General features: G+C 68.1%; 28 protein-coding genes. 5 read left to right on the top strand and 23 right to left on the bottom strand.

The annotated features are described in order from the left end of the window. Positions 1-32: 32 nt before the first annotated feature. The 3 genes from I6I07_RS10185 to I6I07_RS10175 all read right to left on the bottom strand — a co-directional run bounded on the left by I6I07_RS10185 (position 33) and on the right by I6I07_RS10175 (position 3633). On the bottom strand, positions 33-992 hold the full coding sequence (locus I6I07_RS10185; protein WP_198486541.1) for a sugar ABC transporter substrate-binding protein: 960 nt from the start codon (positions 990-992) through the stop codon (positions 33-35). Positions 993-1006: 14 nt separating this feature from the next. Further along, entirely contained in the window at positions 1007-1951 is a 945-nt protein-coding gene (locus I6I07_RS10180) for an ABC transporter permease (protein WP_198486540.1), read from the bottom strand. 149 nt (positions 1952-2100) lie between these two features. Continuing rightward, positions 2101-3633, bottom strand: a complete 1533-nt coding sequence (locus tag I6I07_RS10175) for a xylulokinase (RefSeq protein WP_232626023.1) — start codon at positions 3631-3633, stop codon at positions 2101-2103. Between the two features lie 226 nt (positions 3634-3859). Here I6I07_RS10175 and I6I07_RS10170 point away from each other — a divergent pair, with 226 nt between their 5' ends. From I6I07_RS10170 to I6I07_RS10160, 3 genes are read left to right on the top strand one after another with little or no spacing between them, the layout of a single operon-like run. Then, positions 3860-4795 carry a 3-keto-5-aminohexanoate cleavage protein gene (locus I6I07_RS10170; protein ID WP_198486539.1) on the top strand — a complete coding sequence of 312 codons (936 nt, stop codon included), beginning with the start codon at positions 3860-3862 and terminating at the stop codon, positions 4793-4795. Between the two features lie 53 nt (positions 4796-4848). Beyond that, complete coding sequence (locus I6I07_RS10165; RefSeq protein ID WP_198486538.1) at positions 4849-6057, top strand: ABC transporter substrate-binding protein; 1209 nt, start codon at positions 4849-4851, stop codon at positions 6055-6057. Between the two features lie 33 nt (positions 6058-6090). Further along, positions 6091-6909, top strand: coding sequence for an SDR family oxidoreductase (locus tag I6I07_RS10160; protein ID WP_198486537.1), 819 nt, complete (start codon positions 6091-6093; stop codon positions 6907-6909). A 4-nt stretch (positions 6910-6913) separates the two neighbouring features. Here the strand turns inward: I6I07_RS10160 and I6I07_RS10155 are convergent, their stop codons facing one another. The 15 genes from I6I07_RS10155 to I6I07_RS10085 all read right to left on the bottom strand — a co-directional run bounded on the left by I6I07_RS10155 (position 6914) and on the right by I6I07_RS10085 (position 21372). After that, positions 6914-7843: a LysR family transcriptional regulator gene (locus I6I07_RS10155; protein ID WP_198486536.1), complete on the bottom strand. Its 930-nt coding sequence runs from the start codon at positions 7841-7843 to the stop codon at positions 6914-6916. Positions 7844-7963: 120 nt separating this feature from the next. Beyond that, entirely contained in the window at positions 7964-8560 is a 597-nt protein-coding gene (locus tag I6I07_RS10150) for a tail assembly protein (RefSeq protein WP_061073164.1), read from the bottom strand. Continuing rightward, entirely contained in the window at positions 8557-8769 is a 213-nt protein-coding gene (locus I6I07_RS10145; RefSeq protein WP_006391587.1) for a hypothetical protein, read from the bottom strand. Before I6I07_RS10145 ends, I6I07_RS10150 begins: the two co-directional genes overlap by 4 nt. Beyond that, complete coding sequence (locus tag I6I07_RS10140) at positions 8750-9115, bottom strand: hypothetical protein (RefSeq protein ID WP_198486535.1); 366 nt, start codon at positions 9113-9115, stop codon at positions 8750-8752. The genes I6I07_RS10145 and I6I07_RS10140 overlap by 20 nt, the downstream gene beginning before the upstream one ends. 11 nt (positions 9116-9126) lie before the next feature. Then, positions 9127-12759 carry a host specificity protein J gene (locus I6I07_RS10135; protein WP_232626021.1) on the bottom strand — a complete coding sequence of 1211 codons (3633 nt, stop codon included), beginning with the start codon at positions 12757-12759 and terminating at the stop codon, positions 9127-9129. Further along, entirely contained in the window at positions 12756-13361 is a 606-nt protein-coding gene (locus I6I07_RS10130; RefSeq protein WP_198486534.1) for a tail assembly protein, read from the bottom strand. Before I6I07_RS10130 ends, I6I07_RS10135 begins: the two co-directional genes overlap by 4 nt. Then, entirely contained in the window at positions 13358-14137 is a 780-nt protein-coding gene (locus tag I6I07_RS10125; protein ID WP_198486533.1) for a C40 family peptidase, read from the bottom strand. Before I6I07_RS10125 ends, I6I07_RS10130 begins: the two co-directional genes overlap by 4 nt. A gap of 2 nt (positions 14138-14139) precedes the next feature. Continuing rightward, the gene (locus I6I07_RS10120) at positions 14140-14868 is read right to left on the bottom strand and encodes a phage minor tail protein L (protein ID WP_116521062.1); all 729 of its coding nucleotides are present in this window, start codon (positions 14866-14868) and stop codon (positions 14140-14142) included. Between the two features lie 2 nt (positions 14869-14870). Continuing rightward, positions 14871-17513, bottom strand: coding sequence for a pyocin knob domain-containing S74 family peptidase (locus I6I07_RS10115; protein WP_198486532.1), 2643 nt, complete (start codon positions 17511-17513; stop codon positions 14871-14873). Positions 17514-17518: 5 nt separating this feature from the next. After that, a complete protein-coding gene (locus tag I6I07_RS10110) occupies positions 17519-17857 on the bottom strand; it encodes a phage tail protein (protein WP_035361037.1) in 339 nt (112 codons plus the stop codon). Positions 17858-17859: 2 nt separating this feature from the next. Continuing rightward, positions 17860-19143: a phage tail tape measure protein gene (locus tag I6I07_RS10105; protein ID WP_198486531.1), complete on the bottom strand. Its 1284-nt coding sequence runs from the start codon at positions 19141-19143 to the stop codon at positions 17860-17862. 57 nt (positions 19144-19200) lie between these two features. Then, a complete protein-coding gene (locus I6I07_RS10100; RefSeq protein WP_198486530.1) occupies positions 19201-19491 on the bottom strand; it encodes a phage tail assembly protein T in 291 nt (96 codons plus the stop codon). Continuing rightward, positions 19491-19964, bottom strand: a complete 474-nt coding sequence (locus tag I6I07_RS10095) for a phage tail assembly chaperone (RefSeq protein WP_006391597.1) — start codon at positions 19962-19964, stop codon at positions 19491-19493. Before I6I07_RS10095 ends, I6I07_RS10100 begins: the two co-directional genes overlap by 1 nt. Before the next feature lie 5 nt (positions 19965-19969). Beyond that, positions 19970-20437: a phage tail tube protein gene (locus I6I07_RS10090; protein WP_198486529.1), complete on the bottom strand. Its 468-nt coding sequence runs from the start codon at positions 20435-20437 to the stop codon at positions 19970-19972. 152 nt (positions 20438-20589) lie between these two features. Then, a complete protein-coding gene (locus tag I6I07_RS10085; protein ID WP_232626019.1) occupies positions 20590-21372 on the bottom strand; it encodes a hypothetical protein in 783 nt (260 codons plus the stop codon). An 81-nt stretch (positions 21373-21453) separates the two neighbouring features. On the opposite strand from I6I07_RS10085, the gene I6I07_RS10080 reads away from it, so the two are divergent. Beyond that, entirely contained in the window at positions 21454-22155 is a 702-nt protein-coding gene (locus tag I6I07_RS10080; protein WP_198486528.1) for an XRE family transcriptional regulator, read from the top strand. Between the two features lie 82 nt (positions 22156-22237). On the opposite strand, the gene I6I07_RS10075 is transcribed toward I6I07_RS10080, so the two are convergent. From I6I07_RS10075 to I6I07_RS10060, 4 genes are all read right to left on the bottom strand, one after another. Continuing rightward, complete coding sequence (locus I6I07_RS10075) at positions 22238-23659, bottom strand: DUF1254 domain-containing protein (RefSeq protein ID WP_232626017.1); 1422 nt, start codon at positions 23657-23659, stop codon at positions 22238-22240. Positions 23660-23840: 181 nt separating this feature from the next. Continuing rightward, entirely contained in the window at positions 23841-24389 is a 549-nt protein-coding gene (locus tag I6I07_RS10070; RefSeq protein WP_198486527.1) for an ureidoglycolate lyase, read from the bottom strand. Next, on the bottom strand, positions 24386-24625 hold the full coding sequence (locus I6I07_RS10065; RefSeq protein ID WP_198486526.1) for an Arm DNA-binding domain-containing protein: 240 nt from the start codon (positions 24623-24625) through the stop codon (positions 24386-24388). Before I6I07_RS10065 ends, I6I07_RS10070 begins: the two co-directional genes overlap by 4 nt. A gap of 49 nt (positions 24626-24674) precedes the next feature. After that, entirely contained in the window at positions 24675-25193 is a 519-nt protein-coding gene (locus I6I07_RS10060) for a hypothetical protein (protein ID WP_198486525.1), read from the bottom strand. 84 nt (positions 25194-25277) lie between these two features. Here I6I07_RS10060 and I6I07_RS10055 point away from each other — a divergent pair, with 84 nt between their 5' ends. Beyond that, positions 25278-25658: a cupin domain-containing protein gene (locus I6I07_RS10055; protein WP_198486524.1), complete on the top strand. Its 381-nt coding sequence runs from the start codon at positions 25278-25280 to the stop codon at positions 25656-25658. Between the two features lie 45 nt (positions 25659-25703). On the opposite strand, the gene I6I07_RS10050 is transcribed toward I6I07_RS10055, so the two are convergent. Further along, entirely contained in the window at positions 25704-26894 is a 1191-nt protein-coding gene (locus tag I6I07_RS10050) for an MFS transporter (RefSeq protein WP_198487466.1), read from the bottom strand. Positions 26895-26936: the final 42 nt, after the last annotated feature.

The raw sequence follows: 26936 nt of genomic DNA, 5'->3' as shown, positions 1-26936 counted from the left end.
AGGGTGCGGTGGCGGATGGCGCGCCCTGGCGCCTATTTGGCGGGCGTCAGGAATTGCTGCACGTTGCTGGCGTCGACCAGCACCGAATCCATGAACAGGTAGGGGCCGGACGCGATCTTGTCCTTGGGCTCCTTCTTGACCACGATGCGGTCGATGGCGTCGACGGCCGTCACGCCCAGTTGCTCGAACGGAATCATCATGGTGGCGGTGATGAGGCTGTCGGGATCGGCGATGCGGCGATAGGTTTCCGGACCGCCGTCGACCGACACCAGGGTGATGTCGCCCTTCTTCATGCCCTGCGCCTGCAGCAGGTCGTCAATCACATAGGCCTGGCCGTCGAACGAGGCCCAGACGCCCTTGAACTGCCCCTGGTTGCGCAGGAACAGCGCCTGCATGCCGTTGCGCACGTCGTCGCGCCAGCTTTGCGTGCGCGCCATGCTGAACTTGGCCAGGTCCTTGACGGCGGTGTTTTCCGACAGCACCGCGTCGAGCATCTTGCCGCGGATGCGGGTGCCGGAATTGCCGTCGAAACGCGCCGACAGGATGTTGCCCTGGTAGCCCATCTTGCCCAGCAGGTACAGCACCGATTGCGCGCCGGTGGCGTATTCATTGACCTCGACGTCGAACAGCATGTGCGGGCTGGCGCCGGACATGACGCCGACGACGGCGATGCCCTTTTCCTTGGCGGCCTGCAGCTGGGCATCGGTCTCGACCGGCTTGCCCATGGCGATGACGATGGCGTCGACCTTCTTGTTGACCAGCGTGTCGAGCTGCTCGGCCAGCTTGGGCAGCGAACCCTCGGCGTTCAGCTGGGTCACGGTCCAGCCCTTGGCGCGGGCGGCCTGCGCGGCCGCGTTAGCGGCGCGGGCATGGGTTTCCGAGGACATCTGGAAGGCCACCACGCCGACGTCGAACGCGTGCGCGGCGCTGGCGGCCAGCGCCTGCGCGGCCAATGCGCCCAGCAGCAGCGTGCGCTTGAAGAATCGGTTCATGATGTTTCCCCTTCCTATCCGAATTTGAAGGCCGCTTTCTTGAGCACGGCCGATGACACCGCGACGGACGCGACGATGATGAAGCCCAGGACGATGTCCTGCACGTAATAGGCCGCCCCCATCAGCACCAGGCCGTTGCCCAGGACCTTGAGGATCAGCGCGGCCACCAGCGTGCCGGGAATGTTGGCATGGCCGGGATTGAACATGGTCATGCCCAGCAGCACGGCGGCGATGGCGTACAGGAAATAGTCGCCGGCCATGTTGGGCGCGGCGGACGACAGGCTGGAGGTCAGCAGCACCGCGGCCAGGCCGGCGCACAGGCCGGACAGCGCCAGGCCGATACTCTTCATGGCGCGGATGTTGATGCCCGCGAGGCGGGCGGACTCGCCGGCCTCGCCGGTGGCGGTCATGCGGGCGCCGGTGCGGGTCCACTTGACCAGGAAGAAGGCGAACAGCACCGCGCCCACCATCCACAGCACCAGCGCGGGAATGCCGAAAGGCTTGCCGCGCGCCAGGTCGGTGAAGGCGCTGGGCCAACGGCCCACGTACGAGACACCGTCCGTCAGCATGAAGGCGAAGCCGCGCGCCATGGCGGCCATGCCCAGCGTGGCGATCAGGGAGGGAACCCGCAGGCGGGTGACGGCAAAACCATTGAACAGGCCGCAGAACAGGCCCACGCCAAGGCCGGCGGCGATCGCCAGCAGCACGGGCTGGCCGGTATGCACCAGGGCGCCCGTGACCACGGCGGCCAGGCTGGCCACGTCGGCCACGGACAGGTCCAGTTCCGCGGTCACCAGCGCCAGCGTGAAGCCGATGGCGATGATGGCCAGGAAGCTGGTTTCCTTGGCGATGTTCAGAAGATTGCCGGGCGCGGCGAAATTCGGGGCGGCTATCGCGAAAAAGCCCACCAGGACCAATCCCGCGATTGCCGTGCCGTACTTTTCCAGGATGCCGCGCATCGCCTCGCCCTTGCTGCATGTGATTGATGGCGGACGCGCCCTGCTGCGCCGCGCCAGCCGGCCGGATCGTCGTCCGGGCCTGTGGCGTCGTAGTGTATACCCGGCACACGCGCGCCGGCACCGGGGCGCGCCGGATCGCGCCTAGGGTTTTACCCCAGCCGCAGGGCCGCCAACGCGTGCGACACGGGCGCCAGCGCGGCCTCGGCGGCGCGGAATTGGGCGTACAGCCGCCGATAATCGGCGACGCGCTCTGGCCGAGGCTCGTAGCGCCGGGCGACGCGCGCCAGCGCGTCCTGCGCCGCCGCGAAACTGGCGTAACGCCCCACCCCGGTCCAGGCCGCGGCCGCCGCGCCAAGAATGCCGGGCTGGTCGGCCTGGCCGACGATGACGGGACGCTCGCAGATATCGGCCTTGGCCTGGCACCACCGTGGATTGGACGCGGCGCCGCCGCCGAAACGGATTTCGGCCACGGGCTGCCCCAGCGCGGCCTCGGCGCGCTCCAGCACGATGCGGTTCAGGAACGCCACGCCTTCCAGCACGGCCCAGGCCAGGTCGCCCGGACCATGGCGGCGGTTCAGGCCGACAAAGGCGCCGCGCAGGTGCGGATCCCAGTAAGGCACGCGCTCGCCCTGCAGGTATGGCAGGAACAGGGCCGGCTGCGGATCGCGCGGCGCGCCAAGCAGGGCATCCATCGCCGGGCCGACGCCGGCCATGCCTTCATCGCCCAGGCGGCCCAGCAAGGGCAACAGCCAGGCAATGGTGTCGGCGCCATTCTGGCCCGGCCCGCCGACCTGGTGATGGCCGCCGCCCCAATCCACGGTCATCAGGCCCTCGGCATGCACCGGCTCGGCGCCCACCGCGCCGAACACTTCGGTGGTGCCCGAGATGTTGTAGGCGTACCCCGGGCGTAACGCACCCAGGCCGGCGACGGCGGCCCAGGTATCGTTGGCGCAGGCGATCACGGGACGGCCGGCCAGGCGGGCCAATGCGCCCGGCAGGCCGGGCAGCACCGGGCCGACGGTGTCCAGGGGATCGAGCAGGTCAGGCACCCAGGCGGGGCTGGCGCCGATGGCGGTCAGCAGGTCGCCGGGCGCCGACCCCGACACATCCGCCACGGGCGCCGCCGCGGCCGCCAGGCGTGCCAGCGACACCGTGTCGCTGGCAACCCGGCCCGTCAGGCACAGGTTGAGGTAATCCTTGGGATCCAGCACCGCCTGCACGCGAGCCGCGTGCGCCGGTTCCGTGCGCAACAACCAGGCGATGCGGGCCCAGGGATGGAAGGTGTTGATCTGTCCGCTTTCCGGATGACCGGCCGGCAGGGACGACAACCACTCAGGCAAATCCGCCGCCGCCCGCGCATCGCGCCAGGTGATGGCCGGCCGGATGGCCGCACCCTGCGCGTCCACGAACACCTGCGTGCGCGTGACGCCGCAGATGGCCATGGCCTCGACCGCATCGAAAGCCGCCGCGCCGGCCTGCGCCGCCAGGGTGTCCGCCAGCGCCTGCAGGCCGCGCCACCAGGCATCGGCGTCGATCTCATCCCAACCGGGCCGGACGGCGATACCCGCCGGGCTGTCGATGGAGCAGGAATGGGCGATGCCGCCCTCCCCGTCGACCAGCGCCGCGCGAAAACGCGTGCCGCCCAGGTCCATCGCGAGGACGTAGTTCACAGGAGCATTCATGACATCTATCGAAAGGGGCTAGGGGACGGGTACGCCGGAACCGGCATATTACGAAAACGCCCTTTCCGGCGCATCCATGGCCGACCGTCCCCACGCTGCGCCGCAGCACCGGATTCCCTATCAATTGATAATTTATGTTCAGGTGACAGCGGCCGGCGCCGTGCGACAGAATGGCCTGCGCCCGGCGGGAGACAGCCGGGCCTCCACATCCAAGAGGTCCAGGCCCATGAAGCCATCCAGGAACAAGGTCATCATCACCTGCGCCATCACCGGCTCGGTCCATACGCCGTCGATGTCGCCGCACCTGCCCGTCACGCCCGACGAGATCGCCCGCTCCGCCATCGAGGCGGCCGAGGCCGGCGCGGCCATCGTTCACTTGCATGCGCGCCAGCCGGACACGGGCCAGCCGACACAGGATCCGGCGCTGTATGCGCAGTTCCTGCCACGCATCAAAGCCGCGTCCGATGTGGTGATCAACATCACCACCGGCGGCTCGCCGGTGCTGCCGCTGGCCGACCGCATGGCGCCGGCGCTGCGCTTCAAGCCGGAAGTCGCGTCACTGAACATGGGTTCGATGAACTTCGGCATGTACGAACTGCTGGAGCGCTTCAAGACGTTCTTGCACACCTGGGAACGCCCCTACCTGGAAGGCAGCAACGACCTGATCTTCAAGAACACGTTCAAGGACATCGAACACATCCTGACGACCTGCGGCGACAACGGCACGCGCTTCGAGATCGAGTGCTACGACATCGGCCATCTGTACACCGCGGCCCATTTCGTCGACCGCAAGCTGCTCAAGCCGCCTTTCCTGATCCAGTCCGTATTCGGCATCCGCGGCGGCATCGGCACGCACCCCGAAGACGTGATGATGATGAAGCGCACCGCCGACCGCCTGTTCGGCGCCGACTACATCTGGTCGGTGCTCGCGGCCGGGCGCAAGCAGACGCCGCTGGCGACGATGGCGGCCACGATGGGCGGCAATGTGCGCGTGGGGCTGGAGGATTCGTTGTGGGACGGGCCGGGTGAACTGGCGCGCTCCAACGCCGACCAGGTGCGGCGTATCCGCCGCATCCTGGAAGACCTGTCGCTGCAGATCGCCACGCCCGACGAGGCGCGCGCGACGCTGCAACTGAAGGGCGGCCACGACGTCGCGTTCTGAGCGGCGGCGGGGCCATCCATGACAACAAGATCCGCGGGATCGAGGAGACAACCATGAAAAAGACACTGTGCGCGGCCGCGCTGGCCGCCGTGCTGGGCGGGATGGGCGGGATGGGCGTGGCCCAGGCCGATGACGGCGTGATCCGGATCGGCTTCATCACCGACATGTCGGGCCTGTCGGCGGACGCCGACGGTCCCGGCGGCGCCGAGGCCATCAAGATGGCGGTGGCCGACCTGGGCGGCGTGGTGGCGGGCAAGAAGGTCGAGGTGCTGGTGGCCGACCACCAGAACCGCGCCGACATCGCCTCGTCAAGGGCACGCGAGTGGCTCGACCAGAAAGGCGTGAACATGCTGATCGCCGGCGCCAACTCGGCGGCGGCGCTGGCCATGGCCAAGGTGGCCGAAGAGAAGAAGACGCCGTTCTTCGTGGTGAGCGCGGGCGCCTCGGAGCTGACCAACTCGCAATGCACGCCCTATACCGTCCACTACGTCTACGACACGGTCTCGCTGGCCCGCGGCACGGCGCGGGCGATGCTCAAGGAAGGCAACAAGGACTGGTTCTTCCTGACGGTGGATCACGCCTTCGGACAGGCGCTCGAACGGGATGCGTCGACAGTCGTGCAGGCGGAAGGCGGCACGGTCAAGGGACGCGTGCGCCACCCGCTGAACACGGCCGACTTCTCGTCCTTCATCCTGCAGGCGCAAGCCTCGGGCGCGTCGGTGCTGGGGCTGGCCAATTCCGCCAGCGACACCAGCAATGCCGTCAAGGCGGCGGCCGAGTTCGGGCTGACGCCGAAGATGAAGATCGCCGGCCTGCTGGTGCTGATCACCGACATCCACGCGCTCGGCCTGCCGGCGGCGCAGGGCATGTACCTGACCACGGCCTGGTACTGGGACCAGGATGACGCATCGCGCCAATGGGCGGCGCGCTTCGAGGAAAGGATGAAGAAGAAGCCGTCGATGCTGCAGGCCGGCGACTACTCGGCCACCACCACCTACCTGAAGGCCGTGGCCGCCACCGGCAGCACCGATGGCGACACGGTGATGAAGTGGCTCAAGGCCAATCCGGTGAACGACTTCTTCGTGAAGGACGGCAAGATCCGCGCCGACGGCCTGATGGTGCACGACATGTTCCTGATGCAGGTGAAGACGCCGGCGGAATCGAAAGGCCCCTGGGACTACTACAAGCTCGTGGCGCGCGCGCCGGGCGACCAGATCTATACCGCGCCGGCCGAATCGACCTGCCGCCTGATGAAGCCCTGATCCTGCCCGGATCGCCATGCGCAAGGAACCCATATGACTGTGAAAAACCCCATCCCGGCCGACATCGGCGCCCTACCCGTGGACCTGTCCGGCAAGCGCGTCATCGTCACCGCGGGCGCGGCCGGTATCGGCGCGGCCATCGCCGGCGCTTTCGCGACGCGGGGCGCGCGGGTCCATGTATGCGACGTGGACGAAGGCGCGCTGGCGGCCTGCCCGCACCCCTCGTCGCGCGCCGACGTGAGCCGGCGCGACGAGATCGACCGCTACATGGGCGAGGCGCTGTCGCACCTGGGCGGACTCGACGTCCTGGTGAACAATGCCGGCATCGCCGGCCCCACCGCCGGCATCGGCGACATTGCCCCGCAGGACCTGGACGCAACGCTGGACATCAACCTGGCCGCGCAGTTCCACACGGTGCGGCACGCGCTGCCGGCCCTGCGCGAAGCGGGCGGCGGCAGCATCATCAACATCAGCTCGGTCGCCGGCCGCATGGGCGTGCCCATGCGCACACCCTACGCCGCCACCAAGTGGGGCGTGGTCGGCCTGACGCGTTCGCTGGCGGTCGAACTGGGCGGCTACGGCATCCGCGTCAACGCGCTGCTGCCCGGCCTGGTGGCCGGCCCGCGCATCGATCGGGTCATCGAGGCCCGCGCCCGCAACATGGGCGTCACGGTGGCCGAGGAGACCCGGCTGGAACTGGCCGGCGTCAGCCTGGGGCAATTCGTGCGCGCGGCGGACATCGCCAACATGGCGCTGTTCCTGGCCAGCCCGTTCGGGGCGATGGTCAGCGGCCAGGCGATCAGCATCGACGGCGACCTGCAATCACTGCCCTGGCAACCGCCAGCGGACTAGTCCCCTACGCCAGCAGCTGGATCGTCCGCGCATACACGCCCTGCTGCCGCTGCCGGGCGGCGGCATGCAAGGCCTGGAGCAGGTGCTCGGCCGACTCCCGGCTGGCGGCCTCGTTGCGCGCGATCAGCACGAAATCGAACCATTGGCGCGAGGCCAACGGCAGCGCCACCAGGTCGGGATAGGCCGCCGTGATGTCGGAAGCCGACAGCGCGTTCACCATGCTGACGCCGCGCACCGCGCACACGGTGCCCGCCAGCAGCGACATATGCGCCCGCATGCCGGAACGCAGCTGCATCGCCTCGGCGATGTCGCCCTGTGGCATGACATAGTCGGACCACAAGGGCTGCACGTAGCTGTCGGGGCGGATGTCGCCCACCGCCACGGCCTCGCCGCGCGCCAGGGGGTGCTCGCGATGCACGATCGCCATGACCTCGGTGCGCAGGAAGGGGCGGAACATCAGCCGGGTATTTTCCTGCGACACCGCCCCCAGCCCGAAATCCGCGCGCATGGTATCGACGGCGCTGATCGCCTGCACCGATGATTCCAGGTCGATCGAGAACGGCCGCGTGCCGTGGGCGTCGAGATAGCGGCGCACCGCGTCCGGCGCATAGGACAATGCCAGCGCGGGCGAGCTGGCGATGCGCAGGCCACGGCCGCCGAACTGTTCGATGCTGTGCAGCGCCTCGTCGATGCGGACTAATTCGTCCAGCACGAACTTGGCCTCGCCGTACAGATACTGCCCCGCCTCGGTCGGCCGCAACGTCTTGTGGGACCGGTCGAACAACTGCACGCCGGTCGCGTGTTCGAGCCGCGAGATGGCGTGGCTGACGGCCGGCTGGGTCAGGTGCATGGCCTGCGCGGCCTGCCGGGTGGACCCGGTCATGACCACGGTATAGAAGATCCGCAGGTCGTGGATGTTGAAGTTGCGCTTCATGCGGTATCGGGGCTCCCCTGTTGGCGCGGAGGCTCGCTCCGCCCGATGCCTGATTCTAGGTCGAGTCGCGGCCGAAAGGCTGGCGGGCCGGATGGGTAACCCGTCCGGCATCCGCACGCCCTACACCTGGTCTTCGGCGTAGATGCCCGCCGAAATGGTGGCGCTGCCCACGATCAGCTCGCCGTACAGCACCGGCACGGGATTGCCCTGGGCGGTGGTGTTGATGGGGCCGTTGAAGTTGTAGGAAGCGCCGTTGTTCGGCCCGTCCTTGACGCTCAGGGCCCGCTGCTGCGGTGTCAGCAGCTGCACGACGCCGCCCAGCGTCATGGCCACGCCCATCGTCATCAGCGAGGTGCTGGCGCCCGCCCACAACATGACGTTGATGCCAGGGATGAACGACGCGACGATCATCGCCACGCCGACCACCACCTGCATCAGGCCGCCGCGCTTGGCGCCGGTGGGCATGGGCGCGATACGGATATCTTCATGGCCCGCCGGCCGCGACAGTTCGCTTTCGTCCAGGTTGCGCCGGCCGATGAAGCAGGCATAGCGCACGCCCCTGGATTCGCTGTCGAGCAGGCGGGTTTCAAAGCCGGGCAGCAATACGCACAGCGCGCGTATCGCCTCGGCGGTGCTGGAGACGGCCAGCCGGTGCAGCCGGCCGAACTCGGCGCCCAGCCGGCCGTAGAGGCGGATGGTGGTCAGGGGTTGGGTCATGCCTGGGCCTCTCTGGCGTCAGTCGGCTTCGGGTAGCGCTGCTTGACGCTACGGCATTGCGCCACCCAGCTCGTCACCTCGTCGGGCAGCGCCTGGCCCGAGGCCTGCAGGTGCGCGGCGAACTTCATGATCGCGTCGAGCTGGTCGCCGATGGCGGGATAGGCGCGGGCGCGCAGCGGCGCGTACGGTTCATAGTGGCGGATTTTCAACGGTGAACTCCTTGTTGAGATAGGGCCAGGCTTCGATGGCGACGGCAAAGGTCCCTGCGTGGCCGAACTCCAGCTCTGCCACGGTCTCGGCGCAGGGGTACGCGACATTGCCGATCCTGATGAGGCTGGGGACAGGCAACCCGGAAAGCGTTTTCCCCGCCAGGACGACGGGCGACTCGGGGCGAGCGACGATCGCATTCTGGAGCACGTATTGCAGATCCGGATTCCCTTCGCCTTCGACGAAGGCGTGTCCCGTCGCTTCCGCGGTGGCCTCCACGCTCTCGCGTGGGCCACGCATGACACCGATGATCCGACCGCTCGGGTCGTAGAACGATGCGGTATACATATCCATTTTCCTCACCTTTTCACCATGAGCGCGACGATGCGAATGCTCGCGGCGTTGCTGCTCGAACGGGAAGAATTGACGGTAATCGTCGTGTTGCCCACGCCCGCGTTGCCGACGGTCACCGCCGTCAGCGGCAGACTCGTGTACTCATACGGCTGGGGCCCCTCGCCACTGCCGCTTTGCCACACGGTGTGCGAACCCGCAGCGTTTTCCATCAACGCGCCATTGACGTAAATGCGCAAATTCGAGGCCTGACCCGAGTAGCCGGAGCGATACGCGATCACCACGACAGGCCCTGCGACGTTGCTGTTGATGACCACGGTACCGCCCCCCGTTCCTGCCCACGAGGTCGGAATCGTCACTGCATTGCCCGCGATCGACAGCGTATCCACCTGCGCGTCGCGGATGTGCGCCCGTGAGATATACGCCGTCCCGAGGTTCGCCAGCTTGGCGGTCAACGCGTTGGCCTCGAGCCGATCCACGTTGATGAAGCCCGCGTCAATCTTCCCGGCATCCAGGCTGCGGATCATCGCATTGGTGATCCGCCCCGTACCGATGACCGCATCATTGATGAACGTCTGCCCGTTCTCGATCACGAACGGCGTGGTGGTCGCGCCGTTCGCCAGGTTCAGCAGGGCCAGCCGATCCGCCAGGAAGTAAACCGAGGTCTGCACCTGACCGTCCGGCTGGGTGTACGCGCCCAGCGACATGCCGGCCGCATAGACCTTGTTGTCCTGCGTGACCTGCGCCTTGACGCTCCAGGTCGCCTTGAGCTTGCCATCCAGGCCGACCAACGCCGTTCGCGCCTCCTCGACACCGGCGGCAGCGCCGTTGGCGGTCGCCAGCACCGTATCGACGCGCGAAGACAGCGCCCCGTCCGCATCGGCCCGCCTGGTCTCCTCGGCCGTGATCGCGGCGCGGGTTTCGTCCAGGCCGGTCGTCAGGCCGTCGATGGTGCCCGTGAGTTCCTTGGCCAGCTCGTCGCGGCTGATCTTGCCGTTCAGGTATTCCAGGATCTCGCTGGCTTCCCAGCTGGACTCGCCCATCACGCCCTGGTCGGCCGGATACCACGCGCCGATCTCGCCGTTCAGGGCGACGATGCGGCCCCAGAAGTAGAAGCGCTTGCCGGCCGACAGGCCCATCAGGGTATGTGCGCTCTGCGGGAAGGCGAAGTCGCCCAGCTTGATGGCGCTGGCACGGTCATTGGACGCGCTGTACCAGATCTCGGTGCGCTGCGCCGTGAAACGCCCTTCCGGAAAGGCCCAGCGCAGGTCGATGCCGAACACCAGGGATTGGGTGGCCAGCAGCGCCAGCGCGGGCGGTGGCGCGATGTCCCCTTCGAGCATCGTCTCGGTGGAGTTGACCCACACCGACGAGATGTCCGACACGTTGATCGCGCGCACCCGCGCCACATAGGCGCCGGCGCGGATGTCCGGCAGCTCCAGGGTCTGCGCGCCGGTGCGGCCCGCTTCGACCCAGTCGGAGTTGTCACGGCGCCATTGCACCTGATAGGCCACGGCCGACGGCGCCGCGTCCCAGCTGATGACGCCGACGTGCCGCGCCATGCCCTGGTCGATCACCGAACGCGAAGCCAGGCGGATGTTCACCGGCGCCGGCTGCACCGACGGCGGCACGACCGTGATCGGCTTGGGATCGAGACGCGTGCCGAAGTCGACGTTGTCGAACTTGCCGGGCTCGTGCTGCACGGCGGCGATCTCGGCCACCAGGCCTTCCTTGCGCTTGACGCTCAACACGCGGAACGTCTGCGCCGACAGGGCCTCGGATTCCAGCGTCCACACGCACTCGGCTTCCGGCGCCTGCGAGAAAGGCGTGGTGACCGTGATGTGCAGTACCGTGCCGGGCAGGCCGACCAGGTCGGCGGTCAGCTCGGTCGAGTCCACGGTGAAGACGGTGTTGTCCACGGTCAGGCCGGTGCCCACCGCGGTCGCCACCAGCCGCGTTTCCGACAGGCCGTTGGGCAGGTTGACGGTCAGGCGGTCGCCCGGCCGCACGCCCAGTTCGGCATCCACCGTGATCTGCGTCGCCGAGCCTTCGCGGATGCGGCCGCCGATGCGGCGGCCCGCCAGGTGCTGGTCCGCCACGCGGATCACGCTGCCCGGCCGCACGCGGCAGGCATCCAGGCCCACCGCGAACGTCACCGAGCGCGTTTCCATATTGGAGGTCAGCAGCATCCACTTGCCGATCCGGTGCGCCTGGCCGCGCGAGGTGCAACCGAAGCCGGTCACTTCGACCTGCTGGATGCCGTAGCGCGCGATGCCCTCGCGGTTCTCGACGTACTCGACCTTCTGGCGGCCCATTTCCGACATGTCGTTCCAGGACACCAGCGCCACGGTGTAGCGCGTGGTCAGCGCCGAGCCGACATAGTTGAAGCGGCCGTCGACCACGTTGGCCGACGAGAAGGTGTAGACCGGGTCGCCCGGCATGTCGGCCGAGGCGAACACGGCGGCGTTGGCCCAATAGGCCATGCCACGGAAGATGGAGGCGAAGTCCTGCACCACCCGGTAGGCGTCGGCCGCCTGTTGCAGGTAGACGTTGCAGGTGAAGCGCGGTTCCTTGCCGCCGAAGCCGTCGTCGACCATCTCGTCGCAATAGCGGCCGATCTGGTACAGGCCCCACTTGTCCAGCCAGCCCGCCGGCACGCGCGTGCCCAGGCCATAGCGGTCGTTGCTGATGAGGTCGTGGAACACCCAGGCCGGGTTGTTGGTCCAGGCCAGCTTGAACGTGCCGTCCCACACGCCGTCATAGCGGCGCAGGTCCGGATGATAGTTGGACGGCACCCGGATGATGCGGCCGCGCACGTGGTACGCGCGGGTGGGAATGCTCTGGAACTGCGACGCGTCGATCTTGATGCCCACCAGCGCCGACATCGGATAGCGCAACTTGGCGTCGACGATCTCGGTGACCGTGTCCACCACGGTGCGATCCGAGATGGTGTTGCTGTTGGCGTTGGGCGTGACGCGGCGCACGCGCACGGTCCAGCCCTGGCGCGCGCGCGGCAGCTCGATGCGGTGCGAGCGCGTGTAGCGCTGGGTGGTCTTGCCGTCGAAAGCGGTCGACAGCACCGTCTGGTAGCCGGCGCCGTCGGTGTTCAGCTCGATCACGTACTCGACGCGGTAACCGTTGATGTCGCCGTTCTTGGTATCCGCGCGGCTCAGGCCTTCGGCCGCCAGCGTGACCCGCACGGCCGAGGCCTGCAGGTTGGTGAACAGGCGCGTCCACGGCTGGCTCGACTTGAGCTCGGCGCTGATGCCGATGGTGCTTTCCGACGCGGGGAAACCGGGCAGCGGCTCCTGCAACTGCGTGCCGGTGCGAAAGTCGATCGACGCGCCGGTGAAGTTCAGCGAGCCGTCCTCGTTGGCCACGGGCGTGCCGTTCAGGTAGACGTCGCGCAGCGCGTTGTCCATGCCGTGCACGGGACCGTAGATCTCGCCTTCGCCCAGCAGGTCGATGACGCGCGCGTAGGCGGTGCTGTGCAGGCTGTCGGGCGATTCCACCGGCGTGCGGCCGCCGCCGCCGCCCTTGCCCTTGTGGCCGACAAGCCCCTGGCCCTCGGCCACCGGCTTGCCGCCAAAAGAAAAGGCGCCCGCGGGCGCCCTGTTCCTGATGCGATGTCGTTGTTTCATACCTGGTCTTCCGAATAGATACCCGCGGAGATCGTGGCGCTGCCGACGAACATTTCCCCGTACAGCAACGGCACGGGATTGCCTTGTGCCATGGTGTTGACGGGCCCGTTGAAGTTGTAGGAGGCGCCGTTTTCCGGGCCGTCCTTGGCGCTGAGCAGCCGTTGCTGCGGCGACAGCATCTGCGCGACGCCGCCCAGCATCATCGACAGGCCCAGCGTCGCCGTGGCCTGGGTCAGGCCGCCCGCCGTGAATGCGGCCGCCAGGCCCCCGCTGTAGATCGCCGCCGCGGCGATCAACGCCGCTCCCAGCACCGTCTGGAACAAGCCGCCATTCTTGGCGCCCGCCAGGACCGGCGCGATGCGGATGGCGTCCGCGCCCACCGGATACCGCAGCTCGTCTTCCGACAGATTGCGGCGGCCGGCGAAGCAGGCAAAGCGCACGCCCCGCCGCTCGCTGTCCGCGACCGCGCGCTCGAAGCCCGGCAGCAGCGCGCACAGCGCCCGCACCGCCTCGGCGGGACTGGCCACGGCCAGACGGTGCTCCCGGCCAAAGCGCGTGCCCAGCCAGCCGTATAGCCGGACCACTCGTGTCCTGTCATTCATGTCTTTTCTCCATGGCGCAGCACCACCCGCGTGGCCTCCCGCCAGAACCCGCCGTACACGACCCGCTCGGAGTCGCGCCCATACAGGTGATGCAGCATCGCGTCCGGCAGCGGAAACAGGTCCGGCGCCTCGCGCAGCGGCTGGGCGCCGAGGAAGACGCCCGCATGGTTGGCGCGGTCCGAACGCACCTGCATCACCACCACGTCGCCCGGCGCCAACGCTTCATGCGAATGCAAGGGGCGAAAGCCCGCCTCGGCGTAGTGATCCATGTACAGGTCGCCAGCGCGGCCGGGCTCCCACCAGCCGTCCTCGCGCGGGAAGTCCGGCAGCGGGATGCCGCGTTCGCGCGCATACCAGTCACGCACCAGCGAATAGCAATCGAGCACGCCGTGCGCGAACTGCCGCCCCAGCAACGGCGCCTGGAATCCTTCCGGCGTGAAGCCGCGGATCTCGCCGGCCTTGATCTTGCCATCGGGATCCTTGGCCACGGCGACGATGTACCAGGGCAGGCCGGACGCCTCGCAGGCCACCCGGTCGGCTTCGCTGGGCAGCGCCGTCGCGTCCGGGTGCGAGTGCACCACGGCCGTGATCCGGCCGCTTTCCTCGGCCGCCGCGTAATCCTGCGCGGACATGACGAAATGCTCTTCGCTGGCCGCGGTGTTGCGGCACGGCACATACCATTCGCGTCGGCCCGCCTTGACCACCAGCCCGCAGCATTCCTGCGGATACGTCGCCACGCCATGGTCGCGGATGGCCTGCATCGTGCGTTTGAGCATGCCTATCCCCTGACCAGGTCGGCGGACGGGAAGCCGCCGAAGTTGATGACTTCGTATTCGCCAAAGCGCTTCTTGCAGTCGGACATCAGGCCCGAACAGCGGTCCAGCGTCGGATCGCTGACCGGCTTGCCATCCAGGTCGAACATGCGGCTGCCGGTGTAGCCGCAATAGGGGCCGCGATAGCCGCCCTTGCGCAGCCAGGAGCAGACGCCTGCGATGATCGGCCGGTCGGGCAGCTTCTGGCCGTTGAAATCCAGCGCGCTGGACAGCGAGAACTGCACCACTTCGGCGGTTTCCGCGGTCTTCTGCTGCACGATCCAGATCTCGGGCGGCAGCTCTTCCTGCGGATCCGCGGTGGGGTTGCCCCCGGCGAAGTTGACGGCATCCAGGTATTTGCCAAGCGTGCGGCGCACGGCCACGCGCGCACCCACCAGATCGTCCAGATGGATGCACAGGGCGGAGATCACGCCGACGACGGGCTGGCTTTTTTCGTCCTGCCCGATATTGCCCACCGACAGCGTGGGCGAGGGTTGTTGCCCTTCGCCCACCTGCTCGAAGCCTTCGGCCCGGATGGCCCAGGGGTCGTACTGCTGCCCTTGCCACCAGATCGGACCGACCTGGGTGTAGCCGTGAAAGCGCAGGACCTGTCCGCCGATTTCCGTTGCATCCAGTTCGAACAGCTCGACCAGCGCCCCCACTTCCAGTTTTTGTACGTCTGAGTAGATTCCCATTGTCATTGCTCCGTAGCCGAACGCGACGTCGAGCCGGCCGAGCCGTCCCCGCCGCGCAGGCGTTCGACCTGGCCTGCCAGGTCTTCGATGCGCCGGTTCATTTCCTGCAGGGCGCCCACCAGGCGCGCAACCAGCTTGGAACTGTCGACCCCCTGCAGCTTCATGCGCGGCGCGCCGCCGTGGCTGTCGGCCATGACGGCGTCCTTTTCACCGGACACGGCCAATGGCGCCACCTCCTGCAATTCGTGCGCGATGAAGCCGTCCTGCGCGCTGTCGTCCATCACCATCCTGAACGTGCGCGGCCGCATCTTCAGCACCGATCGCAAGGCCCAGGCCCCGTCCATGTCCTCGATGTCGTACTTCACCCGGTAGTCCGACGTGGTGTTGTAGGACGTCGCCGATGGCGAAGTCTGGATCGTGCCCACCAGGCCGCCCGCGGCGTTTGTGAATACGATGGCCGAGGTGTGGTCCGCCTGCGGGCTGTACAGCGTGCCGAAGCGGCTGCCGCCGCCTTCGAAATTGATGGCCTGGCGCACCAGATAGTTGCGGTTGTACTCCGCCCCCAACACCCAGGTGGCCGCGGTGTTGATGCGGCCGCAGTCGTAGCCGATGACCTCGAAGATCAACGGCTGGTAGGCGCCGGTGCCCGTTCTCCCGCTGGTGATGTAGGCACCCGAGGGAAAACATTGGAGCGACAGCACGCTGGCGTTGGCGCCCGCGTCCTGCCACACGTTCACGCGGCTGCCCGCCGCCGCCGTGCCCGGCGCCACATTCAGGTTGCCGGTGCCGGAGGTGCTCTGGATGACACCCCCCGCATTGGGCCCGAATCCGGTCGCCCCGCGGACTTTCCAGCTCGCCGAATCGAATGCCAGGTCCTGCGCGATGGCGGGGTCGAACCTGGCGTAGGCCGCGCCATTCCAGCGATGCCACCCCGCGCCATCGACATAGATGTCGCCACAATCCGCGGTGGGCATCTGCAACGCATTGCTCCAGCTGCCCACGGCGCGCCACGCCTGCCAGGTGTCGGTGGCGGCATTGCCATGCCGGACGTAGGTGCGCGGCTTCTGCCCGGTAAAGAGCACGGACAATTCCTGGCAGACGATGCCGGCCGACAGCCAGTAGACGTTCATGTAACCGGCATTGAAGGCGCCACTGGGCGGCCAGTTCGAACCGGCCGACATGGGCGTGCCCGCGCTCCAGGTGTAGAACGTGTTGTCGGCCACCAGGGTGTTGGCGTCCGTCCCCGCGGCCAGGTAGACGTGGGTCATCGCCTGGTCCACGCGGGCCTGTTCGAACCAGGCGCCCCAGGTCGCGACGCCGGCGCTCTGGAAACGGTTGCGAATGAACTTGCGTGGATTCGCCAGCGTATAGGTCGTGTATTCCTGGTACACCGCGTTATTGCTGCCGGTGCCGAACCTGACCGACAGCAGTCCCGCCAGCGGCGCGGGATAGTTCGTCCCCGCGGCGGCGGCCGCATTCGTGTTCTGGCTATAGTCGCCAGGCGTCGCATAGGCGTTCAGGTCGTCGGCGGCGCCCAGCGGCCGCGCATTCACGCCGGGGATCTGGCCCTGCGGCACTTTGCCCGCATTGTCCAAGGTCGCGATGCCGCCCGGCGCCGCCAGTTGCGCGGAATCGACACTGGCCACCCAGGGCGACCATGTCCCCGTGATCAACGAGCGGTTGTAGACCTTGTTGCCGTTGCCAGCGTAGTAGACCTGGCATACGCCGGAGGTGACGGTGATGCCGCCCAGCTGCGCCGCCGACATGACCAGCAGGTAGCCCGACTGCCCGATGGGAAAATTCGTTCCTCCCGCCGCGATCGCGGAAGTCGCCACCGCCCACAGCCCGCGCTGCGTATACCCGTTCAGGTCCTGGCCGGCGGGCATCGAGCCCGCGTAAGACACCACGCTGGAGACGTCGGCAAGCTCTTTCCAGGCCGACCAGGTTGCGGACGCCACCCGCACGCGCCAGAAGCGCTGCATGGCGGCCGCCACGTTGGTGCGCGTGGTGTAGACCTGCACCACCGGCGTGCCGGTGGCCGTGACTTCCAGGAAGCCGACGTTGGCAGCCGGATAGTTGGTCCCCGCCGTGGCGCCGGCAATGGCCGCTTGGTAGAACGATCCCGGCGTGACGTAATCGTTCAGGTCGTGCGCCGCGGTTGGCAGCACGGTCGAGAACGCCGCCGGCAGTTGCGCGGCGGGCACTTTGCCGTTCGCATCCAGGGTGGCAAGGCCGTTGGCCGCGCCCTTCTGCGACAGCGCGGGCAGCTCCTGCCAGCTCGCCCAGACGCCGCCATAGAATGACCGCCAGAAGCGGCGCGAATATGCGCCGGATCGATACTGCGTGTACTCCTGATAGACGAACAGGCCGTCCGCGGAGGCGGCCACTTCCAGCAGGCCAGCCAGGGCAATCGGGTAATTGCTGCCCGTCTGGGCATTGGCGTTGGTGTTCTGGTGGTACCGCCCCGGGGCCGTGAGGGTGTTCAGATCCACGGCCGAGCCCAGAGACGATGCGTCCCACCTGCCCGCCAGATCCGACCGCACCTCGGTGAAGTTCTCGTTGACCTTCTGCATCGCCAGGCGCAGCGGGTCGCCCGTCTTGTCGTTGTCGGTCTTGCCGACGTTGATAGGTTGTATCGTCGCCATGGATGTCAGGGCCTGAAGACTTGTTGGAAGGTCACGGCCAGCGAGTACATCTCGCCGCCCATTGCGGTCAGGTCGTAATCGGCCGCGGTGTAGTACCCGGGCTCGCCCAACGGCGGCTGCCATTGGAATCCGCGATAGCCCTGGTGCCGGTCCAGGAATGCCACGATCGGCCCGATCTGCCCCGCCGAGCCCGAGAACTGCAGGGGCCAGGTGGCCACTTTGTTGTTGATGCCATCGGCCGCGGTCTGGCCGTAGCCGTCGCCGAATTGCGCGCTCAACACGCGGAACTTGGTTCGCCCCTGCGGATTGATGCGCGGCGACCAGTTGAAGATCTCGACTGCCATGGTCATGCCCCCGCTAAACGGTTGTTGTTGGCTTGCCAGGCCAGACCGCCCTGACGATACGATTGCGTCATGCGGCGGTCGACCAGTTGCGTGACGTATTCGCCGATCTGCTGGCCGAACTGCTTCCAGCCACCCTCGCCCGACTCGGTCGAGGAACTGACGTTGCCGTCCTGCACGTAGACGTTGACGGACACCCCGCCGGCCGTCTGGCCGCCGTCGCCGCCCACGTTCGGGAAGGCCGCGCGGATGCCGAGCGAACCGTCGGCGCCGCGATGCAGCGGCATGATGGCCTCGGGACCGGCTTCGCCCATGACGCCCATGGGGAACGCGACGGGGCTGGAGACCATGCCGTTGGTGAAGGCGCCGCCTTTGGCGAACACGGGAAACGCCTCGGCCACCGACGGCACGATGGCGCTGCCGGCGCTGCTGGCGCCCCCCGAGCCGAACAGGCCGGCAATGAGGCCCCCCGCCTTGCCGATCCAGCCGCCCAGGCCGCCCGAACCCGACATGAATTCCTTGCCCAGCAACGTCTCCATGAGCTGGGCGGAGGCCGCGGATGTCACCATCTTGGCCACGTTGTCCAGGAACGACAGCCCCATCTTGTCGAATTTCTCGGAGACGAAGTCATACATCTTGGTGCCCAGGATGTCCTGGATCTTGCCCGCCCCGTTGCGCGCGGACTCGAGCAGCTTGTCGTTCACCTTCGCCATGAAGTCGCCGTCCTTCTCGACGAGCCCGAGATCGCGCCGCCCCTTGTCGTACTTGTCCTGGCTCAGCGTGCCGTCCCGCAACGCGTCATCGAGCGCCCATTGCTTCTGGGCCTTTTCCCGCCTGGATTCGGCATCGGGATCCTCGAGATTCTCGATGTAGGCGCGCATCTTCGTCTGGTCGCGCAGCCTGTCGAGATCCCACGCGGCGGTCGTCAGGCGGTATTTGTCGTTGGGACTCTCGTTCGCGAACCGGCCGGTTTCGGTTTCGTACTCCATCTTCGCGGTTTCGGATGTCCGGCCCAGCATCCCGCCGGTCCTTTTCATTTCCGCCAGCGCCTGCTCGACCGCTTCCGACCGGATCGCCTGGGCATGCTTGTTCAGCGCGTCCGTCGACTTTTTCTTGCCGTCGGTGCCCTTATCAGTGGTGTCGTTGCTTTTCTGGCACGTGGTCGCGGCCCTCGCAACGGCGCTTTCCCACGCCCGCCGGGCCGACGCATTGCGATTGAGCTCGACGGTGTTCTGTCTGAGCGCCCTGTTTTCCGCCTCGATGTTCGCGGCGTTGTTGTTGTTTGCCATGGTCCTATACCTCTCATAGATCCGCTTCCGGCCCGCTTGCGCGGGCCGGACACGTCGTCAAGACCCCTTCTTGACCTTCGACATCAGGAACGCCTTCAACACGTCCGCCCCCGCCTCGGCGGGAGGTTCCTCGTCTTGCGCGCCCCAGCGCACCAGCATGTCGGTGGCGCGCAACTTGGCGCCCGCCGCCTGCGCCACCGTGGCGGCCAGGCTGGCCGTGAGCACGTCGGCCCGTTCGTCTCCCAACGGAGACGTGCGGTCCCACTCGCGCCACAGCGACACTTCACGGGTGTCGATGGTGTCCATCAACTCGCCCAGCGTGCGCCCCAGTCGAAGCGCCAGGACCATCAGGAAACGGAGGTCTGGCGTTTCCTGGAGGGCTTTTTTGCGCGCTCCGGCGCGCCCTCCCCGAGGTTGCCCAGCTCGATCGCCTTGGCCACCAGCGTGGCGTGCGCCAGCCCGTAGGCCGCGGCCACCACGGCGACGTCCTCGTCGCCGAAGACGCGCCGCGGCCCCTGCTCGGTCTGCTCGAACAGCGTGCGCACCAGCAGGCTGGCCGAGGCGTGGGTGTAGTCCACGCCCGGCGCGTCCAGCTTGGCGCGCACCACCTCGTTGTCCTCGCCCGGCACCACGCCCGCGGCCGCCCAGATCGCGCGGATGTGGAACAGGTGGTCGCCGGCGCTGGGCGCGCGCACGATGACGCGCGCGTCCTGCCATTGCGGCACGGTCACGGTTTCATGGGCGAAGCCGGCCAGCGGATCGACCGCCAGGCCGCGCAGGCCCGCGGCGCGGGCAGAGGAATTGATCGACGTGTCCGTCATGGCGTTCAGCCCCCGTTGGCGGGCGCGTCGGTCAGCTTGACGGCGCCGGTGACGCGCACGTTGAACGTGGCGGACACGACGTTGTCCAGCTGGCCTTGCCACTGGTATTGCGTCACCAGGCCGAGGAACTCGAACTTGGCGCCGTCGGCGAAGGTCACGCGGAAGGCGCGGGTCTTCTTGTCGCTGCGCGCGGCCACCAGCGCCTTCTGGGCGGGATCGCCGGCCTTCCAGTTGCCGGCCATGCTGAAGGTGCCGCTGTCGTCCAGGCCCAGGGCGTATTCCTTGGCGGTGGACTTGAGCACGGTGACGTCGATCTCGGTGGTCTGGCCGCCCTGGAAGTTCGGGTCCTTGATGGTGATGGCCAGATCGGCGTAGCTCAGGCCGGCGGCGCCCAGGTCTTCGGTGGCCGTGGTCGACACTTCCAACTGGGTGCCCTGGGTTTGAACGAATTGCGAAACGGTAGTACCTGCCATTGCAGACTCCAAAAAAAAAGCCCGCCAGGGGCGGGCAACATCGGCGTTTCCGGGAATCCGGAGCGGCCATGAAAAAGCCCCGCGGCAATTGCCGAGGGGCTTGGTCGGTACGTTCAGATTCTCTTCGGGCGCAACTTGGCCCGACGACTCAATTATGCGGACGTGGCCCGCGCGCCGCAAGCTTTTGCGCGATCGGCGTGTCGCAGTTGCGGCGCCGTCACCAGCCCGCGCCGGCGCAATGCCGGCAGCAGTGCGACCTTGGCTTCCTGATACGCGGCGTGCTGCTGCTCGGGCGTCAGGCGCGGGTTGCTGAAGACGCGGGCGCCGGCCGCGCGGTTGCCGGCGTGCACGCCGATCGCCGAACGCTGCTGCCACGGCAGCTCGTCGATACACAACTCGGTCTGCTCGCCGCGCGCCGCGGCCAGGCGGGTGTCGACGTCTTCATCGTCATAGGCCTCGTTGGCCGTCATGCCGCGCGCGAACGCCGAGACCCGGCCAACGCCCAGCGCGGGCCGGTAGCCGCGGCTCCAGTGGTACCACTCCATGATCAGCGCTTCGACCTGATCCGATTCTTCCCGCGTCATGCTCTGCCCCTTCTGGTTCTGGCCCTGCGCCGCCTGCGGCCGGCCGGCGCGTTCCGCCGGCCGCGACGCGAAGGAGCGCGCGACGGCGGCGCCCGCCTGCGATGCCGCCGCGACCCAGCCCTGCGGTGCCTGCAATGCCATGTTTCCTGCCTGATTCATTTGCCGCTCCTTGCCGTTGAGTTCGATGCCGGTGTCCGTCGCTGGTGGACGCTGCCGGGGTGGCGCCGCCCGGGCGCCGGTGTTGCGGAGCGCCGTTGCGGCGGTCCGGATGGATGAGGGGGAGAAGCCCTTTGGTAGCGATACGCTACCCACGCTTCCGTCTGATAACAGCACACGTTTTGGGTAATCCATGGGTAAGATTCTACAAATGTATAATCCTGTTTTCAACACTTGTTGTTGCACAATTTTCCACAACTGTTTAGCGTTGACACCATGGCTCTCGGAAAACAAATCAGGCGCTACCGCGCCGCTCTCGGTCTTACCCTGGAACAGCTGGAAGCGCGCACGGGCGTCGGCGTGGGCACCATCGCCGCGCTCGAGGGGCGCGACAGCGAACGCTCCAAGTACGCGGCCCGCCTGGCGGCCGGATTGGGGCTGTCACTCGAGCAATTGCTGGACGAGTCGGCGCAGTATCCGCCGGACATCGTGCTGGCCGATGCCGGCGGTAGCGACACCGCGCGCAGGGACCACGGCGCGGACGACGATCTGCGCATCCCCCGCTTCGATACCGGCGGCGCCATGGGCGCGGGCGTCGAACTGCGCGACCAGCCCGGCGTGATCCAGAGCCTGCGCGTCAGCCAGGAATGGCTGCACAAGAACCTGCGCCACTACACCACGGCCGCCAACCTGTGCGTGGTGACCGGTTTCGGCGACAGCATGCGGCCCATGTACAACCCGGGCGATCCACTGCTGGTGGACCTGGGCGTGGTCAAGGCGGAGGTCGACGGCGTGTTCTTCTTTCGCGTCGGCAACGAGGGCTTCATCAAGCGCCTGCAACGCATTCCCAGCGCCCAGGGCCTGCTGATCCGCGCCAAGTCCGAGAACACCAAATACGATGCCTGGGACATCACCGAAGACATGGACCTGCAGATTTTCGGGCGCGTGCTGAAGGTGTGGCGCAGCGAGGATCTGTGACGCCGCGCGGCGGCGTCAAGCCGCCTGCGGGCGCGCGCCGGCAAGATCACAACGGCCTTGCCCGGCGCCGCCCGAGCGGATGCTACAGCCCGACGCGCTGCGGTTGCGGCGATTGCCAGCTGCCGTCCAGCAAGGCCGGCTTGGGCCAGTAATAGCGCAGCGTGATCGTGAACGGCCCCGCCGGCGCCGGCAGCCAGTTGGCCTCGCCGCCCTTGCCGGGCGTCTGGGGCTGGATGTGCAGCGTCAGCCCGCCATCGCGATCGCGCTTGAGCGCGGGCAGCATCGACGAATCGACCAGCGTGCGCCGGGCCGCGTGAGGCGCCTGCGTGGCCCCGGCCGGGCGCTGCAGCGTCACCGACCAGAACGCATTGACCGGCGGCAAGGCGCGCGGCGCGAACCGCAGCGTATACGGCTGGGCGCCATCCAGCGGCTGGCCCGCGGCGTCGGTGGCCAGCACCGCCGTGATCGATTCCTCGCGGCTGTCCGTGCCCAGGCCGACCTGCGCGCCGGTGGCGCGCGCCAGATAGTCGTTGCCAAGCGTGCGGCGGTCGCCGAACAGCGTATCGGCCTTGCCGTCCAGCGCCAGGCGGCGCTTGTCGATCTCGTTCTGGCCATCGTGCATGCCTTCCTGCATGACCTGGCGCAGGCGCGGATTGCTGCGGTCGGTGACCGCCGGCGCGTCGGGCCGGATGCGCATGCTGTCGAGACGCTTGCGCAGCGTCTTCTCGCTGTGCGCCACCGGCGCGAACTGCAGCAGGAAGCCCAGCTGGTTGTAGTACTCGAGCGAGGTGCGCATCTGCGCGGGCGATTCGGGCGCCAGCCACTCCACCGTGGCCGGCGTGGGCGGCGCCTTCTTCAGGTAGGCCGAGAGCGTCTGGATGCGGTAGCCGGCCTCGATGCGCTTGACGTTGGCCTGGTCCGAGGCCGAGAAGCGCTGGATGCGCCCCGCCAGGCTCACCAGCTCGGTCTCGGCGCGGATCACCGTGGCCATGCCCTTGGGCGCGGCGCCGTTCCAGCGCGGCCCCGTCACCAGATACCTGCCGCCGCCATTGCCCGTGGCGCGGCTGCCGATATAGGCAAAGTTGTAGCTATACAGGTCGGTCAGCCGCAAGGCGTGGTAGCGCCTGGCCTCCATCGGCGGCACGCTGATGACGACGGGCTCGGCGCGCAGGTCCAGCACGGCGGAGAACTGCGGTGCGTCGTCCGGCGCGGGCTCGGCGCGGCCGAGGGTGTTGAACGGCCCCTGGTAGTGGGGATTGCCCCGGTCGATGCTGGCGGCGTACATGGCCTGGTAGCTGGCCACCATGGGATAGCCGTAGACATAGGCTTCCTTGGCGATGCGGCGCGCCTCGGGCGCTGACACGCCATCGATGCCGACGTACTGCGCCCCCGTCGCCGCGTCGGACGAGGTGAAACTGCAGCCGGCCGCGCCGGTGCACAACGTCAGGACAAGCAGGCCGCGAACATAGCGGGTCGATCGAGCGCCAGCGGGGCGTATGCGCATTCCATGCTCCAACACGGGAAGCGGTTGGCAACGCCCGGATGGCGGCAGCGTCGCGACAAAAACAGTCGCACAAATTCTGGCACATTTCACCACGCTCGGGATAGCGCGCGCGGATGACGAGACGACGTTGCGCAAGCCGCGCAGGCGCATGGCGCCTGGCGTGCCATGCGAATTCGGTGAATCAGTCCGGCAAATGCAGGGCTTGCAGCTGGCGCGGCGCAATCGGCGTGATCGCGCTTTCGCTGGCGCAGGCGTCGGTGGTCAGGTGCTGGATCAGGTCGAGCGTGGTCGAGCGCCGGGTCAGCATCAGGCAGGTGACTTCCGCGTCGGCCACGCGCGTGGCGTGCCAACAGCCGGGGCGCATGCAGACGCCCTGCCCGGGATCGACGCGAAACGCCGCCAGCGTGGCCAGGTCGGGGCTGCCATCGGCCGCGCTGCGGGCCACTACCTGGATGATGGCGCCGGTCAGCGGCACGATCGCCTGCTGCGTCAGCAGGTGCTTTTCCAGGCTGGCGACCTCGGGCGAGGCGCTGCGGTAGTTGACCCACAGTACCTCCGCGTCACCGCCGGCCCCGGTGTTGAAGACGTGTTCCTGCCAGAAGTCGGTGGCGGCGTTGCTGAACAGCGGCACGCCGTTGCCCTGCGGGATCGGCTTGCCGAGCATCCAGCCATAGGACGCGAAGGCATCGGCGGTCAGGTCGTATACGGGCAATGCGGCAACGCTGGTCATGTCTCGTCCTTGGCGGATGGGGTGGCAGCGGTGCGCTTGGGAAATTCGGCGGCGTAGTCGAAGTCGCCGCGCGCGATCGCCGCCAGGATGGCGGTGCGCCGTTCGGCGGCGCGCTTGAGGTTGGCGGCGGTCGGCTTGACGCGGATGCGCTCCACGCAATGGCGGCCCTGGTAGAAGAAACCGATCTCGATGGACGATTCGGATGCCGGACGGACGCCGTCGAATCCCTTGCTCATGCCGACACCTACGCCGGATGCGAGCCGGCGCCCCCTGGAAAGACCCGGATTATCGCAGTTTTTCGAGTATTCCAGCCGCTTCGCCGCCCTTTTCCTGCGCCGCCTGGCTGGCCAGCGCCAGCCTGCGCCAATTGCGGCTGGCGTAGGCATGGGCCTGGCGCAGCCCCGCCCACAGGCCGAGTCGCTTGGCCCAGCGCCAGCGGCCGGCGGCCTCGAATTGCGTGGTCCGGCGCACCTCGGTGCCCTGGCCGGGCATCGGCGTCAGTTCGAAGGTATCGACCAGCGTCCCGACCCAGTGGGCGCACCAGACCGTGCTGCGCTGCATCTGGTAGCGCAGGCGCTCGTCGGGCTGCAGGATCAGGATGCGCTGGTCGATGGTGCCGCGATCGGTGGTGCATTGACGCGTATGGCCCACGGCCGGCGCGCCTTCGAGCACCTTGCAGCTGATCGGCTTGGGCACGCCCAGGCGGAACAGCAAGGGCCGGCTGTCGTCCATGCGCGCATGCAGGAAGTGCGGCCAGATGTGCTGTGGCTCGCACGGGAACAACCAACGGGATTCGATCTGCATGCGGACTCCTGGCCACGATGACGCGCCGTCGATGCGGCCCTGGACGCTGTTATAACGCCTATTGCCCCTGCTCTGGAGACCGCCATGCCCACCGACCTGTCATCGCAGTACGTCTTCCTGGACGCCACCGGCGACGCCACCCCGCTCGCGGGCGGCGACGCCTTCTGGTCGCAATCACACGAGGACCTGGAACGCTACGGCCGCGGCTGGCTGGTGTCGGAATACACCTGCGCCCGCGACTGGCCGCAATGGGAGATGCATCCGCAGGCCGACGAGATCGTGCGCCTGATGTCCGGCGCGGCCGAGCTGCACCAGGAGGGCCCCGCCGGCACGCAGGTGGCCCGGCTGCGGGCGGGCGACGCCTACGTGGTGCCGCGCGGCGCGTGGCACACGCTCAAGGTGGTGGAGTCCTGTCGCATCCTGCACATCACCATGGGCGCGGGCACGCAGCACCGGCCGGTCTGAGGATCGCAAGGCCGCGCCGCGGCGCCTGGTGGCGTCCCGCGCCGGTCAGCCCGCCGCGACGGCGGCGCGGATGCGCGGCAGCTCGCGGTCGTCGATGGGCCAATGCAGCACCGCCGCCAGCACGCCCAGCGCCATCGCGCCGATCCAGATCAGGTCGTACGAATGGGTCGCCTCGTACACCACGCCGCCCAGCCAGACGCCGAGGAACGACCCCACCTGGTGGCCGAAGAAGATGAAGCCGAACAGCGTGGTGATGTAGCGCACGCCGAACACCTGCGAGATCAGCCCATTGGTCAGCGGCACCGTGCCCAGCCAGACGAAGCCCATGACCGCCGCGAACACGTACACCGACGCGGGCGACAGCGGCAGCAGGAAGAACAGCGCCATCGCGGCGGTGCGCAGCAGGTAGATGCCGGCCAGCAGATACTTGCGGCGATGGTGCGCGCCCAGGATGCCGCAGACATAGGTGCCGGCGACATTGGCGAGCGCGATGATGGCCAGCGCCGCAACCGCGTCCGCCGCCCGCAGGCCCTTGTCCATCAGGTAGGCCGGCAGGTGCGTGCCGATGAAGGCCAGCTGGAAGCCACAGGCCAGGAAGCCCAGGTTCAGCAGCCAGAAGCCGGGCTGCGCGAAGGCTTCGCGGATCGCCGCGCCCAGCGGCTGGTCGGGCGCGGAAGCGGCGCCCGCCGCGCGCCGCGAGGTTTCCTTCAGCGGCAACGCCAGCGGCATGGCCACCGCCAGCACCGCCGCGAAGATCAGCAGCGCGCCGACCCAGCCGGAACCGCCGATCAGCCACTGCGCCGCGGGCACCATGGTGAACTGTCCCAGCCCGCCGACCGCGCCGGCCACGCCCAGCGCCCAGCCGCGCCGCGCGGGCGGCACCAGGCGGCTGAGCGCGCCGTAGATGACGGCGAATGCCGTGCCGGAAAGCGCGATGCCGATGCAGATGCCGGCGCTCCACATGAAGGCCGCGGGCGTGGCGGCGTGCGCCATGCCGGCCAGGCCCAAGGCGTAGAACACCAGCCCGCCCAGGATGACCTTGGCCGAGCCGAAGCGGTCGGCGATCATGCCCGTGAACGGCTGCGCCACGCCCCAGGTCAGGTTCTGCACCGCCAGCGCCATGGCGAAGGTTTCGCGCGACCAGCCCCGGTCCATGGTGACCGGCAGCAGGAACAGGCCCTGCACGTGGCGCACGCCCAGCGCCAGGCCCATGACGATGCCGCCCGCCAGCACCATGAGCCACAGGTTGCGTGACGGGGCGGCGGGGCCGGGCGAAGA

Source organism: Achromobacter deleyi, from assembly GCF_016127315.1.
In the GTDB taxonomy this organism is placed as follows: domain Bacteria; phylum Pseudomonadota; class Gammaproteobacteria; order Burkholderiales; family Burkholderiaceae_B; genus Achromobacter; species Achromobacter insuavis_A.
This window is presented reverse-complemented; position numbering and strand designations above follow the sequence as displayed.

What these genes read in the sequence shown, in the direction of transcription:
- I6I07_RS10185 (WP_198486541.1), bottom strand. Translation starts at nt 992, where the DNA reads ATGAACCGATTCTTCAAGCGCACGCTGCTGCTGGGCGCATTGGCCGCG.
- I6I07_RS10170 (WP_198486539.1), top strand. Translation starts at nt 3,860, where the DNA reads ATGAAGCCATCCAGGAACAAGGTCATCATCACCTGCGCCATCACCGGC.
- I6I07_RS10085 (WP_232626019.1), bottom strand. Translation starts at nt 21,372, where the DNA reads ATGGATTACCCAAAACGTGTGCTGTTATCAGACGGAAGCGTGGGTAGC.
- I6I07_RS10130 (WP_198486534.1), bottom strand. Translation starts at nt 13,361, where the DNA reads ATGAATGACAGGACACGAGTGGTCCGGCTATACGGCTGGCTGGGCACG.
- I6I07_RS10165 (WP_198486538.1), top strand. Translation starts at nt 4,849, where the DNA reads ATGAAAAAGACACTGTGCGCGGCCGCGCTGGCCGCCGTGCTGGGCGGG.
- I6I07_RS10110 (WP_035361037.1), bottom strand. Translation starts at nt 17,857, where the DNA reads ATGGCAGTCGAGATCTTCAACTGGTCGCCGCGCATCAATCCGCAGGGG.
- I6I07_RS10160 (WP_198486537.1), top strand. Translation starts at nt 6,091, where the DNA reads ATGACTGTGAAAAACCCCATCCCGGCCGACATCGGCGCCCTACCCGTG.
- I6I07_RS10075 (WP_232626017.1), bottom strand. Translation starts at nt 23,659, where the DNA reads ATGCGCATACGCCCCGCTGGCGCTCGATCGACCCGCTATGTTCGCGGC.
- I6I07_RS10065 (WP_198486526.1), bottom strand. Translation starts at nt 24,625, where the DNA reads ATGAGCAAGGGATTCGACGGCGTCCGTCCGGCATCCGAATCGTCCATC.
- I6I07_RS10100 (WP_198486530.1), bottom strand. Translation starts at nt 19,491, where the DNA reads ATGGTCCTGGCGCTTCGACTGGGGCGCACGCTGGGCGAGTTGATGGAC.
- I6I07_RS10140 (WP_198486535.1), bottom strand. Translation starts at nt 9,115, where the DNA reads ATGTATACCGCATCGTTCTACGACCCGAGCGGTCGGATCATCGGTGTC.
- I6I07_RS10175 (WP_232626023.1), bottom strand. Translation starts at nt 3,633, where the DNA reads ATGAATGCTCCTGTGAACTACGTCCTCGCGATGGACCTGGGCGGCACG.
- I6I07_RS10060 (WP_198486525.1), bottom strand. Translation starts at nt 25,193, where the DNA reads ATGCAGATCGAATCCCGTTGGTTGTTCCCGTGCGAGCCACAGCACATC.
- I6I07_RS10180 (WP_198486540.1), bottom strand. Translation starts at nt 1,951, where the DNA reads ATGCGCGGCATCCTGGAAAAGTACGGCACGGCAATCGCGGGATTGGTC.
- I6I07_RS10070 (WP_198486527.1), bottom strand. Translation starts at nt 24,389, where the DNA reads ATGACCAGCGTTGCCGCATTGCCCGTATACGACCTGACCGCCGATGCC.
- I6I07_RS10115 (WP_198486532.1), bottom strand. Translation starts at nt 17,513, where the DNA reads ATGGCGACGATACAACCTATCAACGTCGGCAAGACCGACAACGACAAG.
- I6I07_RS10155 (WP_198486536.1), bottom strand. Translation starts at nt 7,843, where the DNA reads ATGAAGCGCAACTTCAACATCCACGACCTGCGGATCTTCTATACCGTG.
- I6I07_RS10125 (WP_198486533.1), bottom strand. Translation starts at nt 14,137, where the DNA reads ATGCTCAAACGCACGATGCAGGCCATCCGCGACCATGGCGTGGCGACG.
- I6I07_RS10105 (WP_198486531.1), bottom strand. Translation starts at nt 19,143, where the DNA reads ATGGCAAACAACAACAACGCCGCGAACATCGAGGCGGAAAACAGGGCG.
- I6I07_RS10050 (WP_198487466.1), bottom strand. Translation starts at nt 26,894, where the DNA reads ATGGTGCTGGCGGGCGGCATCGTCATGGGCCTGGCGCTGGGCGTGCGC.
- I6I07_RS10055 (WP_198486524.1), top strand. Translation starts at nt 25,278, where the DNA reads ATGCCCACCGACCTGTCATCGCAGTACGTCTTCCTGGACGCCACCGGC.
- I6I07_RS10090 (WP_198486529.1), bottom strand. Translation starts at nt 20,437, where the DNA reads ATGGCAGGTACTACCGTTTCGCAATTCGTTCAAACCCAGGGCACCCAG.
- I6I07_RS10135 (WP_232626021.1), bottom strand. Translation starts at nt 12,759, where the DNA reads ATGAAACAACGACATCGCATCAGGAACAGGGCGCCCGCGGGCGCCTTT.
- I6I07_RS10095 (WP_006391597.1), bottom strand. Translation starts at nt 19,964, where the DNA reads ATGACGGACACGTCGATCAATTCCTCTGCCCGCGCCGCGGGCCTGCGC.
- I6I07_RS10150 (WP_061073164.1), bottom strand. Translation starts at nt 8,560, where the DNA reads ATGACCCAACCCCTGACCACCATCCGCCTCTACGGCCGGCTGGGCGCC.
- I6I07_RS10080 (WP_198486528.1), top strand. Translation starts at nt 21,454, where the DNA reads ATGGCTCTCGGAAAACAAATCAGGCGCTACCGCGCCGCTCTCGGTCTT.
- I6I07_RS10120 (WP_116521062.1), bottom strand. Translation starts at nt 14,868, where the DNA reads ATGGGAATCTACTCAGACGTACAAAAACTGGAAGTGGGGGCGCTGGTC.